The sequence below is a fragment of the Actinophytocola sp. genome (assembly GCF_035762905.1).
Lineage (GTDB): Bacteria > Actinomycetota > Actinomycetes > Mycobacteriales > Pseudonocardiaceae > DASYTH01.
On the sequence record NZ_DASUCC010000041.1, the window covers coordinates 65,054 to 79,349 of the forward strand.

At 70.9% G+C, this 14,296-nt stretch carries 13 protein-coding genes; 9 read left to right on the forward strand and 4 right to left on the reverse strand.

The window, feature by feature from the left end:
- Positions 1–110 precede the first annotated feature (110 nt).
- From VFV67_RS07760 to VFV67_RS07800, 9 genes are all read left to right on the forward strand, one after another.
- Positions 111–1,628: a sugar ABC transporter ATP-binding protein gene (locus tag VFV67_RS07760; RefSeq protein WP_326468368.1), complete on the forward strand. Its 1,518-nt coding sequence runs from the start codon at positions 111–113 to the stop codon at positions 1,626–1,628.
- On the forward strand, positions 1,628–2,659 hold the full coding sequence (locus VFV67_RS07765; RefSeq protein ID WP_326468370.1) for an ABC transporter permease: 1,032 nt from the start codon (positions 1,628–1,630) through the stop codon (positions 2,657–2,659). The genes VFV67_RS07760 and VFV67_RS07765 overlap by 1 nt, the downstream gene beginning before the upstream one ends.
- 35 nt (positions 2,660–2,694) lie before the next feature.
- Entirely contained in the window at positions 2,695–3,744 is a 1,050-nt protein-coding gene (locus VFV67_RS07770; protein ID WP_326468372.1) for a substrate-binding domain-containing protein, read from the forward strand.
- Between the two features lie 9 nt (positions 3,745–3,753).
- The gene (gene xylA / locus VFV67_RS07775; protein WP_326468374.1) at positions 3,754–4,911 is read left to right on the forward strand and encodes a xylose isomerase; all 1,158 of its coding nucleotides are present in this window, start codon (positions 3,754–3,756) and stop codon (positions 4,909–4,911) included.
- Between the two features lie 18 nt (positions 4,912–4,929).
- Positions 4,930–5,934 carry a sugar phosphate isomerase/epimerase family protein gene (locus VFV67_RS07780; protein ID WP_326468375.1) on the forward strand — a complete coding sequence of 335 codons (1,005 nt, stop codon included), beginning with the start codon at positions 4,930–4,932 and terminating at the stop codon, positions 5,932–5,934.
- Between the two features lie 66 nt (positions 5,935–6,000).
- Positions 6,001–6,471 carry a hypothetical protein gene (locus VFV67_RS07785; RefSeq protein ID WP_326468376.1) on the forward strand — a complete coding sequence of 157 codons (471 nt, stop codon included), beginning with the start codon at positions 6,001–6,003 and terminating at the stop codon, positions 6,469–6,471.
- A gap of 41 nt (positions 6,472–6,512) precedes the next feature.
- Positions 6,513–6,926: a hypothetical protein gene (locus VFV67_RS07790; RefSeq protein WP_326468378.1), complete on the forward strand. Its 414-nt coding sequence runs from the start codon at positions 6,513–6,515 to the stop codon at positions 6,924–6,926.
- 13 nt (positions 6,927–6,939) lie between these two features.
- Positions 6,940–7,710 carry a cyclase family protein gene (locus tag VFV67_RS07795; RefSeq protein WP_326468379.1) on the forward strand — a complete coding sequence of 257 codons (771 nt, stop codon included), beginning with the start codon at positions 6,940–6,942 and terminating at the stop codon, positions 7,708–7,710.
- A gap of 20 nt (positions 7,711–7,730) precedes the next feature.
- Complete coding sequence (locus tag VFV67_RS07800) at positions 7,731–9,350, forward strand: thiamine pyrophosphate-binding protein (RefSeq protein ID WP_326468380.1); 1,620 nt, start codon at positions 7,731–7,733, stop codon at positions 9,348–9,350.
- On the opposite strand, the gene VFV67_RS07805 is transcribed toward VFV67_RS07800, so the two are convergent.
- The 4 genes from VFV67_RS07805 to VFV67_RS07820 all read right to left on the reverse strand — a co-directional run bounded on the left by VFV67_RS07805 (position 9,315) and on the right by VFV67_RS07820 (position 14,275).
- Positions 9,315–9,587, reverse strand: a complete 273-nt coding sequence (locus tag VFV67_RS07805) for a hypothetical protein (protein ID WP_326468381.1) — start codon at positions 9,585–9,587, stop codon at positions 9,315–9,317. The genes VFV67_RS07800 and VFV67_RS07805 overlap by 36 nt on opposite strands.
- A 38-nt stretch (positions 9,588–9,625) precedes the next feature.
- Entirely contained in the window at positions 9,626–10,771 is a 1,146-nt protein-coding gene (nhaA, locus tag VFV67_RS07810; protein WP_326468382.1) for a Na+/H+ antiporter NhaA, read from the reverse strand.
- Positions 10,772–10,904: 133 nt separating this feature from the next.
- Positions 10,905–12,677, reverse strand: a complete 1,773-nt coding sequence (locus VFV67_RS07815; protein ID WP_326468383.1) for a glycoside hydrolase family 18 protein — start codon at positions 12,675–12,677, stop codon at positions 10,905–10,907.
- Between the two features lie 14 nt (positions 12,678–12,691).
- The gene (locus VFV67_RS07820; protein ID WP_326468385.1) at positions 12,692–14,275 is read right to left on the reverse strand and encodes a chitinase; all 1,584 of its coding nucleotides are present in this window, start codon (positions 14,273–14,275) and stop codon (positions 12,692–12,694) included.
- Between the last annotated feature and the right edge of the window lie 21 nt (positions 14,276–14,296).

A 14,296-nucleotide genomic window follows, 5' to 3' on the forward strand; every position in this document is an offset into this window, starting at 1 on the left:
CCGCCGACGTACTTGGTCCCGCGGAGGCGGAATCATGACCGCCGACGTACTCGTTTCCGCGGAGGCGGAATCATGACCGCCGACGTACTTGGTCCCGCGGAGGCGGAATCATGACTGAACCACTGCTGACCATGACCGGCATCGTGAAGACGTTCCCGGGCGTTCGCGCCCTTGACGGGGTGGACCTGGAGGTCCTGCCGGGCGAGGTGCACTGCCTGCTCGGCCAGAACGGCGCCGGCAAGTCGACGCTGATCAAGGTCCTGTCCGGGGCGCACCAGCCGGACGCCGGCACGATCCACTGGCTCGACCAACCGATCCGGTTCGGCTCGCCGGTGGACGCGCTGCGCGCCGGGATCGCCACCATGTACCAGGAACTGGATCTGGTGCCGGCGCTGTCCGTGGCGGACAACATCTTCCTTGGCCACGAGCGGTCCCGGTTCGGGTTCACCCAGCGCCGGGCCAGCCGGGCCACGGCGGCCGCGCTGATGCGCCGGCTCGGGCACCCGGAGATCTCGCCGCGGCGCGAGGTCGGGCTGCTGTCCGCGGCCGGTCAGCAGGTGGTCTCGATGGCCAGGGCGCTGGCCCACGACGCCCGCCTGATCGTGATGGACGAGCCGACCGCGGCGCTGGCCGCCGACGAGGTGGACAACCTGTTCCGGATCGTCGGCGAGCTGACCGCGGAGGGCGTCGCGGTGGTCTACATCTCGCACCGGCTGGAGGAGATCCGCCGGATCGGGCACCGGGTGACCGTGCTCAAGGACGGCGCGACCGTGGCCGCCGGGCTGGACGCGGCCGACACGCCGACCTCGGAGCTGGTGAACCTGATGTCCGGCCGGATGGTGGAGACCGTGTTCCCGGTGCGCGTGGAGTCCACGGCGGACGAGGCGCACGAGGTGCTCGAGGTGCTCGGGCTGAGCCGGACCGGCGAGTTCACCGACGTCTCGTTCACCGTGCGGGCCGGGGAGATCCTGGGCATCGCCGGGCTGGTCGGGGCCGGGCGCAGTGAGCTGCTGGAGACCGTTTTCGGGGCCCGGAAACCGGATTCCGGCACCGTGACGGTGAACGGCAAGCGGTTGCGGCCGGGCAGCGTTCCCGCGGCGGTTGCGGCCGGCGTCGGCCTGGCGCCGGAGGAGCGCAAGAGCCAGGCCCTGGTGCTGGACGCGTCCGTGGCCGGCAACGTGACCCTGGCCAGCCTGTCCGAGTACAGCCGGGCCGGGTTCACCGACCGGCGGCGCGAGCTGCGCGACTCGCGGGCCACGCTGCAGCGGCTGGACCTGCGCCCGGCCGACCCGCGCCGGATCATGCGCACGCTCTCCGGCGGCAACCAGCAGAAGGCGGTGGTGGCCCGGTGGCTGGTGCGCGACTGCCGAGTGCTGCTGCTGGACGAGCCGACCCGGGGCGTGGACGTGGGCGCGCGGGCCGAGCTGTACCGGCTGATCCACGAGTTGGCCGCGGCCGGGGTGGCGGTGGTGCTGGTGTCCAGCGAGGTGCCCGAGGTGCTCGGGCTGTCCGACCGGGTGCTGGTGCTGCGCGAGGGCCGGGTGGTCATGGAGGCGCCGGCCGGTGAGCTGTCCGAGGCAGCGGTGCTCGACCTGGTGATGGAGGAAGGACAGGAGGTACTTGCCTGATGAGCGAGGTGACCAGCGAAACCTCGACGCAGAGCGAGGATCGGCAGCAGGCCGCCGAGCCGGCCAAGACCACGCCGGAGTCCCACCGCGGTTTCCCGCTCGACGTGCGGCTGATCGCGCTGACCGGGGTGCTTGTCCTCATGTGCCTGATCGGCTACATCAGCCAGCCGGACACGTTTCTCACCGAGAGCAACATCTCCACGATGCTGCGGCTGGCGGCGGCGATCGGCGTGGTCAGCGTCGGCATGACCTTCGTGATCATCAGCGGCGGCATCGACCTGTCGGTCGGCTCGCTGGTGGCCCTGTCCAGCGTCTGGGCGACCACGGCGGCCACGCAGGCGTACGGCCCGTGGGTGATGGTGCTCTGTGCCCTGCTGGTCGGTCTGGGCTGCGGCCTGGTCAACGGGGTGCTGATCGCCTACGGCAACATCGTGCCGTTCATCGTCACGCTGGCCATGTTCGCCTCGGCGAGGGGGCTGGCCGAGCGGCTGTCCGGGCGGCGTACCCAGGTGGTCACCGAGACCGGCTTCACCACCTTCTTCCGCGGCGACGTGCTCGGCATCCCGGTGCTGATCATCATGCTGGCCGCGGTGTTCGCGGTCGGCTGGGTGGTGCTCAACCGCACCACGTTCGGCCGGCGCACGTTCGCGGTCGGCGGCAACGCCGAGGCGGCCCGGCTGGCCGGTATCAACGTCAAGCTGCACACCGCGCTGGTGTACGGCATCGCGGGGCTGTGCTGCGGAATCGCCGCGATCATGGTGATCGCCCGGACCACGGCCGGCGCCTCCACCAACGGGATGTTCTACGAGTTGGACGCGATCGCCGCCGTGGTGATCGGCGGAACCCTGCTCACCGGCGGTCGCGGGACGCTGATCGGCACGCTGATCGGGGTGCTGATCTTCACCGTGCTGAACAGCATCTTCACCCAGAACCACCTCGAGACCGACATCCAGCAAATCGCCAAAGGCGTGATCATCGTCGTCGCGGTGCTGCTGCAGCAGTTCGGCACCACCTGGCGCAGGAAGACCTGAAATGCCCAGCCCACAACCAATTGCAGGAGTTCGCCATGTCTGACCCGTCCCTGGCCCGTCGTCGGTTCCTGCTCGGCACCACCGCCCTCGGTGCCGGCACGTTACTGGTCGGCTGCACGTCCAACGAACCGGCCGACTCGGGGGCCAATGTGGCCGCCGGGGCGGGGAACAACTCCCAGCCCGGCCAGCAGGTCACGATCGGCTTCTCCGCACCGGCCGCCGACCACGGCTGGATCGCCGCGATCACCAAGAACGCCCGGGCCCAGGCCGAGGAGTTCTCCGACGTGACGCTGAACGCCACCGAGGGCACCAACGACGTCAACCAGCAGATCGCCCAGGTGGAATCGCTGATCAACAGCAAGGTCAACGTGCTGGTCCTGCTGCCGCACGACGGCAAGGCGCTGACCGCGGCGGCCCAGGAGGCGATGGACGCCGGCATCCCGGTGGTCAACCTGGACCGGATCCTGGACACCGCGCTGGCCTACCGCTCCTGGATCGGCGGCGACAACTACCGGATGGGTGTCAACGCGGGCAACTACATCGCCGCCGAGATGAAGAAGAAGAACGTGTCCAGCCCGGTGATCTGCGAGGTCGCCGGCATCGACTCGCTGCCGCTGACCCAGGACCGCAGCCGGGGCTTCAAGGACGCTTTGAGCAAAGCCGGATTCGCGGTCGGACCGCGGGTCGCCGCGAGCTTCACCGCGGAGACCGGCGAGCAGGTCACGGCGAACCTGCTGCAGTCGGTGCCCAGGATCGACGCGCTCTGGAACCACGACGACGACCAGGGGATCGGCGTGATGAGCGCGATCGAGTCGGCCAACCGCACCGAGTTCATCATGGTCGGCGGCGCCGGCTCGAAGAACATGATGGACCGCATCAAGGCCGACAACACGGTGATCAAGGCCACCGTACTGTACAGCCCGTCGATGTCGTCCTCGGCGATCGTGCTGGCCCGGCTACTCGGCCAGAACAAGGGCCTCGGCGATCTCGCCGAGCACGAGATCCCGGCACAGATCACCACGTACTCCGCCGTGGTGACCAAGGAGAACGTGGACTCCTACATGGATGTCGCGTTTGAGTCGTAAGGGGTTGGAATGAACGATTACGCGCCGCGCCCGGAGCACAGGTTCAGCTTCGGGCTGTGGACCGTGGGCTGGTTGGGGGTCGACCCGTTCGGGACGGCCACCCGCGACCCGCTCGACCCGGTGCACACGGTCGAGAAGCTGGCCGAGCTGGGTGCGTGGGGCGTCAGCTTCCACGACGACGACCTGATCCCGTTCGGCGCGGCCGACGCCGAACGGGCCAGCCGGGTCGACGCGTTCCGCAAGGCGCTGGACGCGAACGGGTTGGTGGTGCCGATGGCCACCACCAACCTGTTCACCCATCCGGTGTTCAAGGAAGGCGCGCTGACCGCCAACGACCGGGACATCCGGCGGTTCGCGCTGCGCAAGGTGTTGCGCAACCTCGATCTGGCCGCCGAGCTCGGCGCGAAGACCTACGTGCTGTGGGGCGGCCGGGAGGGCTCGGAGTCGCCGGTGGCCAAGGACATCCGGGCCGCGCTCGACCGCTACGCCGAGGCGCTGAACCTGCTGTGCGGCTACGTACGCGAGCGCGGCTACGACATCCGGTTCGCCATCGAGCCCAAGCCGAACGAGCCGCGCGGCGACATCCTGCTGCCCACGATCGGACACGCGCTGGCGTTCATCAACGAGCTGGACGACTCCGAGATCGTCGGGCTCAACCCCGAGGTCGGCCACGAGCAGATGGCCGGCCTGTCGGTCGTGCACGGCTACGCCCAGGCGCTCTGGCACGGCAAGCTGTTCCACCTCGACCTCAACGGGCAGACCGGGCCGCGCTACGACCAGGACTTCCGGTTCGGCAACGGGGACGTCAAGAGCGCGTTCCTGTTGGTGGATCTGCTCGAGGGCGCCGGGTACGACGGTGCGCGGCACTTCGACTTCAAGCCGGCCCGCACCGAGAACCGGGACGGCGTATGGGCATCGGCCGCCGCCTGTATGCGCAACTACCTGATCTTCGCCGAACGGGCCAGGGCGTTCCGCGCCGACCCGGAGGTCGCCGCGGCGTTGCGGGACAGCCGGGTGGACCAGCTCGCCGAGCCGACGCTCGCGCCGGGCGAGAGCCTGACCGCGCTGCGCAGCGAGGAGCTCGACGTCGACTCGGCCGCCCGGCGTGGCGCCGGCGCCGAGCGGCTCGACCAGCTCGCCCTCGAGCACCTGTTCGGTGTGCGCTAATGGAAGGAACCAGTTGACATGAGCCGACCGATCACCCTGTTCACCGGGCAGTGGGCCGACCTGCCGTTCGAGGAGGTCTGCAAGCTGGCCGCGCAGTGGGGCTACGACGGGCTGGAGATCACCTGCGGCGGCGACCACTTCGAGGTGGACCGCGCGCTGGCCGACGACGACTACGTGCCGGCCAAGCTCGCCATGCTGGAGTCCTACGGCCTGCGGGTGTGGGCGATCTCCAACCACCTGGTCGGGCAGGCCGTGTGCGACGACCCGATCGACGAGCGGCACCGCAACATCCTGCCGGAGCGGGTGTGGGGCGACGGGGAGCCCGAGGGCGTGCGGCGGCGGGCCGCCGAGGAGATGGTGGACACCGCGCGGGCCGCGGCGAAGCTCGGGGTGCGCACGGTGATCGGGTTCACCGGGTCGAAGATCTGGCACTACGTGGCCATGTTCCCGCCGGTGTCGGCCGAGGTGATCGCGGACGGCTACGCCGACTTCGCCCGCCGGTGGAACCCGATCCTCGACGTGTTCGACGAGGTCGGTGTCCGGTTCGCGCACGAGGTGCACCCGTCGGAGATCGCCTACGACTACTGGTCGACCGTGCGCACCCTCGAGGCCATCGAGCACCGGCCGGCGTTCGGACTGAACTGGGACCCGTCGCACATGGTGTGGCAGGACATCGACCCGGTGGGCTTCATCCTGGACTTCGCCGACCGGATCTACCACGTGGACTGCAAGGACACCAAGAAGCGGTTCGACGGCCGCAACGGCCGGCTCGGCTCGCACCTGCCGTGGGCGGATCCCCGGCGCGGCTGGGACTTCGTGTCCACCGGGCACGGCGACGTGCCGTGGGAGTCGGCGTTCCGCGCGCTCAACTCGATCGGCTACACCGGACCGATCTCGGTGGAGTGGGAGGACGCCGGCATGGACCGGTTGCGTGGCGCCGAGGAGGCGGTCGGCTTCATCCGGAGCCTGGCCTTCGACCCGCCGGCCGCCTCGTTCGACGCGGCGTTCTCCACCAAGAAGTAGCCCGACCGGAAACACCCGGCCGGCCGGCGCCGATAACGGGGCGACTCGCGCTTCGGGAGGCCGCCGATGAAGACGAACCGCGCACTGCGCCTGCTGTTCTCGATCTTCCTGTTGCCCTGCGGGGCGGTGCTGGTGCTGATCGCCGGCACCGGGAAGGTCGGCACCTTGGTGGCCAGCCTCGGCGTGTCCCTGATCGTGGCCGGCATCGTGGCCGCGTTCCGGGAGCTGGTGATCGTCCGGCTCGAGGCGGACGAGACCGCCGACTCGATCGCCGGCCGGTTGCAGCAGAAGCTGATGGAGGGCGGCGGGACCGGCATCCGGATGGTCTCGCCGGTGCGGCGCGGCTACAGCGGCTACTACCGCTGGGCGATCACCAACCAGCGGTGCGAGCTGTTCTTCGCCGGCCGGTCGGTGCTGCACCGGGTGCAGTCCGACTTCCGGGACCGCCGGCTGTTTCCGGTGGAGCAGGTACTGCTCGGCAAGCTGCAACAGGGATCGGTGATCCGGGTGCTGTCCTCGACCCGCGCTCCGAGCTGATCCCGCGGCTGTCCAGGGAGGAGCGGCAGAGCAAGCAGGACATGCTCGCCGACTTGGCCATCTCGTTGGGCATCTGCCAGCGGCTCTACGACCTGATCCGGGCCGCGCCGCCGCTGCCGCCGACGGCGCAGCTGGACATCCGGGTCTACGACGAGGTTCCGCACTTCGCCTACCACCGCGAGGACGACGACGTGATCGTCGGCTTCTACTTCCTGTCCGCGCTGGGATCGGCCTCGGCCGCGTTCGAGGTGCTCGACCCGCAGACCAAGGCGTTCTTCGAGGGGCACTTCGCGACGATCTTCGACCGGGCGGCGAGCGACGGCCGGATCATCGAGGTGTCGTCGCACCGCACGGTGCCCGATTTCAATGCGACGCTGTACCGCAACCTGTGCGACGTCCTGACCGCGGATCTGGGCGGCGACCGGTGCGAGGCGCTAATGTCCGGCAACCGATAGAGGAGGGCGCGACATGCCAGTGCTGAAGGACCTGCTCGGCGCGATCGGCAACGGTGTCGAGATCGTCGACCTGACCGCGCCGCTGTCGGCCGGCACCCCGGTGCTGCGGCTGCCGGAACCGTTCGCCAACACGATCTCCTTCCGGTTGGAGGAGATCAGCCGGTACGACGAGCCGGGTCCGTTCTGGTACTGGAACAACATCCACACCGGTGAGCACACCGGCACGCACGTGGACGCGCCCCGGCACTGGGCGTCCGGGCGGGACGGGCACGACGTGTCCGAGCTGCCGCTGCGCACCCTCGTGGCACCGGCCGCGGTGCTCGACGCGTCCGACCGGGTGGCGCAGAATCCGGACTTCCTGCTGGAGATCGCCGACGTGCGGGCCTGGGAGGCGGCCAACGGCGCGCTGCCGGACGGCGGCTGGCTGCTGTACCGCACCGGCTGGGACGAGCGGTCCGGCGACGAGGAGCGGTTCCTCAACGCCGACGACAGCGGCCCGCACACGCCGGGCGTGTCCGCCGAGTGCGCGCGCTGGCTGGCCGAGGAGACCGGGCTGGTCGGGCTCGGCGTGGAGACGGTCGGCACGGACGCCGGTGGTGCGGGCGGCTTCGACCCGCCGTTCCCTTGCCACCACTACTTTCTCGGCGCCGGCAAGTGCGGGCTGACCCAGCTGCAGAACCTGGCCGCGCTGCCGCCGACCGGCGCGGTGCTCCTGGTCTCGCCGCTGCCGATCGTGGGCGGCTCGGGCAGCCCGGCGCGGGTGCTGGCGCTGGTCGAGACGTGAGCGAGCTTGCGAGCGAACCAGTGGCAGTGCCGAGTACCGCCAAATTGGTCGGCCGGACGCTGGCCGAGCTGGGCGCGGCGCACGCGTTCGGCGTGGTGGGCAGCGGGAACTTCGAGGTGACCAACGCGCTGCGGGCCGGCGGGGTGCCGTTCGTGGCCACCCGGCACGAGTGCGGTGCCGCGGTGATGGCCGACGCCTACGCCCGGATGAGCGACCGGCTGGCCGTGGTCAGCGTGCACCAGGGACCCGGCCTGACCAACGCGCTGACCGGGGTCGCCGAGGCGGCCAAGAGCCGGACGCCGGTGCTGGTGCTGGCCGGCGAGACCGGGGCGGCCGCGGTGCGGTCCAACTTCCGAATCGACCAGGCCGGCGCGGTGACCGCGATCGGCGCGGTGGCCGAACGGGTGCACTCGGCGGCGACCGCGGTGGCCGACACCGTGCGGGCGTACCGGACCGCGGTGCACGAGCGGCGCACCGTGGTGCTGAACCTGCCGCTGGACGTGCAGGCAGCGGCCGCGGTCGAGGCACCGGCCGGGGAACTGTCCGTCCCGCGGCCGGTCCGGCCGGATCCCGCGGCGGTGCGGGAACTGGCCGAGGCGATCAACGCGGCCCGGCGGCCGGTGTTCATCGCCGGCCGGGGTGCCCGGGGCGCCGGCCCGCAGCTGCGCGCGCTGGCCGAGCGAGCCGGTGCGCTGCTGGCCACCTCGGCCGTCGCGAATGGACTGTTCGCCGGCGAGGAGTGGTCGGTGGGAATCTCCGGCGGGTTCGCCTCGCCGCGCGCCGCCGAGCTGATCTCGTCGGCGGATCTGGTGATCGGCTGGGGTTGCGGGCTGAACATGTGGACCACCCGGCACGGGCGGCTGCTGTCCGGCGAGGCCGTCGTCGCCCAGGTCGACCTGGATCCGGCCGCGCTCGGGGCGCACCGGCCGGTGGCCATCGGGGTGCTCGGCGACGTGGCGCTGACCGCTGCGGACGTGCTGGACTCGGTCGTCGCCGGCACCCGGTTCCGGGACGCGCCGCCCGGCGACGTGCGCTGGCGCTCGGTTCCGTTCGAGGACACCTCGACCGGGGACCGGATCGACCCGCGGGCGCTGTCGGTCGCGCTGGACGACCTGCTGCCGGCCGAGCGGCTGGTCTGCGTGGACTCCGGGAACTTCATGGGCTATCCGAGCGCCTACCTGTCGGTGCCGGACCAGTACGGCTACTGCCTCACCCAGGGTTTCCAGTCGATCGGGCTGGGCCTGGCCACCGCGATCGGCGCGGCGCTGGCCCGGCCGGACCGGCTGGCCGTGGCCGCGCTCGGCGACGGCGGTGCGCTGATGAGCGTGGCCGAGCTGGACACCGTGGTGCGGCTGGGCATTCCGCTGGTGACCGTGGTCTACAACGACTCCGCCTACGGCGCCGAGGTGCACCACTTCGGCGCCGATGTCGACCTGGACACCGTGGTGTTCCCGGAGACCGACATCGCGGCCATCGCCAGGGGCTTCGGCTGCGCCGCCGCCACCGTGCGCACCCGTGCCGACCTGGCGGCACTGCGCGACTGGCTGGCCGGCCCGCGCTCTCAACCCCTGGTGCTGGACGCCAAGATCACCAGCGACGGCGGCTCATGGTGGCTCGCCGAGGCCTTCCGCGGCCACTGAGCTGCCCAGCTTGGTGAGCGCGTAGGAGCAGGTCCGCGGGCGACCGGCGGCGACCGGATCGATGTCCTCCCACTCGCGGCGGACCAGACCGCGGTCGCATAACCGGTGAACGATGGGGTAGCCGCTGGCCGGCGGCAGGCTGGCCGCGGTGAACAGCTCCCGCGCCTCGACGGTGCCACGGGCCGCCAGAACGCGCAGGATCCGGGCGGCGTGCGATGAGATCCCCTGGACGACCATGTCCCCTCCGCAGCTGACGATTCGTATTAACCCACAGGTCAACCGGGGTGGGCACCGCTGTTGTGGTGAGACGTGGGCCACACGCGCAGCACCAGCGCGCCGAGCAGGCCGGCCAGCGCCGACGCGGCCAGGATGCCGATCTTGGCCTGGTCGATCAGGTCTGCCGAGTCGAGGCTCAGGTCGGCGATGAACAACGACACGGTGAAGCCGATCGCGGCCAGGATGGCCATGCCCCAGACATGCCGGGTGCGCACACCCGCGGGCAGGGCGAGCGGGCCGAGCCTGGTGGCGGCCAGGGTGGCGCCCGCGATGCCGAAGGTCTTGCCGACCAGCAGGCCGAGCAGGACCGCGAGGGTGAGCGGGGCGGTGAGCTCGGCGCCGCCGAGCGCGACGCCGGCGTTGGCCAGGGCGAACAGCGGGACGATGCCGAAGGCGACGAACGGGTGCAGGCGGTGTTCCAGGACGGGCAGGTAGTCGCGGCCGCGGACCGGACGGGCCGGGCAGAGCAGGGCCAGCACGACCCCGGCGAGGGTGGCGTGCACGCCGGACTGGAGTGTGGCGAACCAGAGCGCCGCGCCGAGCGGCAGGAACGGCCAGAACGCCGCGACCCGGAAACCGCGCAGCACCACGATGGCCAGCACGCACAACGCCGCGCCGCCGAGCCAGACCGGCGACAGGTCGTCGGTGTAGAACACGGCGATCACGGTGATCGCGATGATGTCGTCGACGATCGCGATGCTCAACAGGAGCAGCCGCAGCCCGTCCGGGGCGTGCCGGCCGACCAGGGCCAGCACACCGACGGCGAAGGCGACGTCGGTGGCGATCGGGATGCCCCAGCCGGCCGAGCCGGGACCGCCGCGGAGCACGGCGGTGAACACCGCGATCGGCAGCAGCACCCCGCCGATCGCGGCCACCACCGGCAGCGCCGCCGCGCGCGGCGAGTTCAGCTCGCCGGTCACCAGCTCACGTTTGATCTCCAGGCCGACCAGCAGGAAGAACAACGTCATCAGGCCGTCGTTGACCCAGTGCCGCAGATCGAGGGTGATCAGCGTGGTGTGCCAGAACGTCTCGTAGGACTCACCCGGGAGGTTGGCCCAGACGATCGCGACCACCGACGCGCCGAGCAGCGCCACCCCACTCGCGCTCTCGGTGCGCAGGAACTCCCGCAGCGGCGGCAACGGCATGCCGCACAGCATGGAGTATCACGATCATCCACGCACGTTCACGGCTGCACCTCGCAAGCTCGGTGCAGCCGAACCCCGTCGCCTCGCAGGCTCGGCGGCGGGGCAGTGTTCGACGGTTCGCTCGCAGGCTCGCTCACGGCAACCCATTGAGAAACGGCTCGTGGCTGTTCTGGAACTCGAAGCCGAAGAACCGGTCCCAGTTGATGGACCAGGTCATCAGGCCGCGGAAGCCCGGCGACACGCCGCCGCGCAACGTGTAGCCGCCGCAGGACTGGCCGCGCACCAGACAGTTCACCGCGCTCTGCACGGCGGCCGGGGCGGTGTGGCCGTTGCCGGCGCTGGTCGCGGCCGGCAGCCCGAAGGCGATCTGGTCCTCGCGCAGGCCGGGGAAGCGCAGCCCGGTACTCGCCACGGTGAACCCGGCCTTGACCATGTCGGTCATGGCGATGTGGAAGTCGGCGCCGCCCATGAAGTGGAACTGGTTGTCCAGGCCCATCACCGGGCCGGAGTTGTAGTCCTGGACGTGCAGCACGGTGAGGTCGTTGCGCAGCGCGTGGATCACCGGCAGGTAGGAGCCGGTGCGGTTGTCGCCGCCGCCGGCACCGCCGTAGAACTGGTAGCCCACCTGGACGAAGAACGTCTCGGGCGCCATCGTGAGCACGAAGGCGCTGCCGTAGCGGGCTTTCAAGGTGCGCAGCGCGGAGATCAGGTTGACGATGACCGGCGTGGTGGGGTTGCGAAAGTCGGTGTCGCCGGCGTTGAGGAACAGCGAATGGCCCTCGAAGTCGATGTCCAGGCCGTTCAGACCCCACCGGTCGATGATCGCCGCCACCGAGCTGACGAACCGGTCCCGGGCGGCGGTGCTGGTGAGCTGCACCTGGCCGTTCTGGCCGCCGATCGAGATCAGCACCTTCTTGCCCTGTGCCTGTTTCGCCCGGATGGCGGCCAGGAACTCCGCGTCGGACTCCACGTTCGGGCACTCGGCCACCGGGCACCGGTTGAACCGGATGTCGCCCGAGGTCACCGAGGTGGGCTCGCCGAACGCCAGGTTGACGATGTCCCACGCCGGCGGCACATCGGCCATCCGCAGGTAGCCGGAGCCGTTGGCGAAGCTGGCGTGCAGGTAGCCGATCAGCGCGTGCCTCGGCAGCCCGGGGTTCACGCAACCCGTTGTGGTGGCGGTGGTTTCGGCGCTGCGCGGCGACTCGCCGGTGGCGTTGAACGCGGCCACGGCGAAGGTGTGTGTGCTGCACGCGGCCAGGCCGCCGACCGTGGCCGAGGTCGCGGTCACCGTGGCCCGCACCGTGTTGCCCTCGTACACCCGGTACCCGCTGACCGTTCCGGTGGCGGCGCCCCAGGACAGCCCGATCGAGGTGTTGGTGACCGTCCCGGCGGTCGGCGTGCCCGGGGCGCCGGGTGCGCCGGGGTTACCCGGCGGGCCGCCGCCCGGCCCGTCCAGGCTCACGTCGTCGGCGTGGTAGGTGCCCTGCCCGAACCAGCCGTGCAGGTACAGCTGCGCGCTGGTCTGCGCCGCACCGCTGGTGAACGTCAGGCTGAGCTGGGTGTAGCTGGTGGCCGACGGGGTCCAGCTCACCGGGCCACCGGTGATCCCGAGGTGGACGAAGTTTCCGCGCACCCAGGCCGACACGGCATAGCTGGTGTTCGGCAGCACGGAAACGGTCTGGGTGCACCGGGCGTTGTCTGAGGAACTGGCCGCGCCGGCGAGCGCGAACGAGCCGGAGCGCACCGGGCTGTTCACCACCGAGCCGGCCGAGCAGCTCCAGCCGGACAGCGAGCCGGCCTCGAACCCGGGGTTGGCCAACAGGTTGGCCGCCGCGGCCGGAGTGGTGCCGACGGCCAGACCGGCCACCAGCACGGCCGCCGACAACAGGGCTGCGCGCTTCATCGCGGATTCTCCCGTCAGGGCAGGGTGTTCAGGAACGGCCGAACCGTGCGGGCGAAGTTGTTGCCGTTGCTGACATCCCAGTTGACCGACCAGGTCATCGCGCCGCGGATGCCCGGATAGGTGCGCGGTGGGCGGAAGCTGCCGCAGTTGGTGCCGCGCGCAAGGCAGTCCAGCGCGTTGTTCACCATGGAGGGTGCGACGATGCCGCCGCCCGCCGCCCCGGGCCCGGCGGGGAGGCCCAGCGCAACCTGGTCGGGCCGCAGCCCGTTCTCCAGCTGGATGCAGGCAAGCGCGGTCATGAAGTTCACCGTGCCCTGGGTGTAGGCCTGGGCCTGGTCGCAGCCGAGCATCGAGCCGGAGTTGTAGAACTGGGTGTGCACGACGGTGAGGATGTCCCGGATGTTCAGCGCCAGCTGGAAGTACGAGCCGCCGGTGGACTGCATGTCGATGGTCTGCGGGGCCATCGTGATGATCAGTCCGGAGCCGACCTGGTTGCGCAGCGAGCGCAGTGCCTGGCCCATGAACGTCGGGTTGAGCCCGTTCTCCAGGTCGATGTCCACGCCGTCGAAGCCGAACTGGGTGATCAGCGAGCGCATCGTGTTGGCGAAGTTGGTGGCCGCGGCGGCGTCGCCGACCGCGACCCGGCCGGCCTCGCCGCCGACCGACAGGATCACCTTCTTGCCGCGTGCGTGCAGGGTGGCCACGTCGGCGGTGAAGTCGGCGTTGGTGTAGCCGCCGAGCGCGCCGGACAGGCCGGCGTCGACGCCGAAGGTGACCGCGCCGGGGGTGCCGGTGGCCTCCGCGAACGCCACCGCGACCAGGTCGTAGTCGGCCGGCACGTCGCGCAGCCGCAGCTCCACCGCCGGGTTGACGAAGTTGTGCCAGTAGCCGGTCAGGAAGTGCCGGGGCAGCGGGCCGATCGGGCAGCCGGTGGTGGTGCCGGTGACCGGCGCGCTGCGGGCCGACTCGCCGGCCGCGTTGACCGCGGAAACCGTGTAGGTGCGGGAGGTGCACGCCGCCAGGCCGGTGATCGTGGCCGAGGTGCCGGTCGGGGTGGCCCGCACGGTGGTCCCCTCGTACACCCGGTAGCCGGTCACCGTTCCGCTGGATGCGTTCCATGCCAACGAGATGCTCGATCCGGTGGTGGCGCTGACCCGAACACCGCCGGGAACGCCGGGCACCCCGGGGGGTTGCGGTCCGCCACCGCCTCCGCCGCACGCGACGCCGTTGACCGTGCAGTTCGCCGGGGCGCCCGGCCCGCTGCCATTGAACCCGAAGCTGACCGAGGCGCCCGGCGCCAGCGTTCCGTTCCACCCGGCGTTGCTGAACACGTAGTGGTTTCCGCTGCCGCCGCGCACGGCGTCCCAGTGCGTGCCGATCGCGGTACCGGCCGGCAGATCGAACTCCACCCGCCAACTGGAGATCGTGACGGTCCCGCCGTTTCTGATCGTGTACCGCCCTTCCCAACCTGTGCCCCAGTCGGACACCTTGGCGAACGTGGCGGTCTCCCCGGCGGCCTGGGCCACCGGAGCGGTGATCAGGCCGAGGCCGAGCAGGATGACGACAAGCGGAAGAAGGCGAGCGAATGCGGTTCGCATGACAGGCTCCCGGGTGCAGGG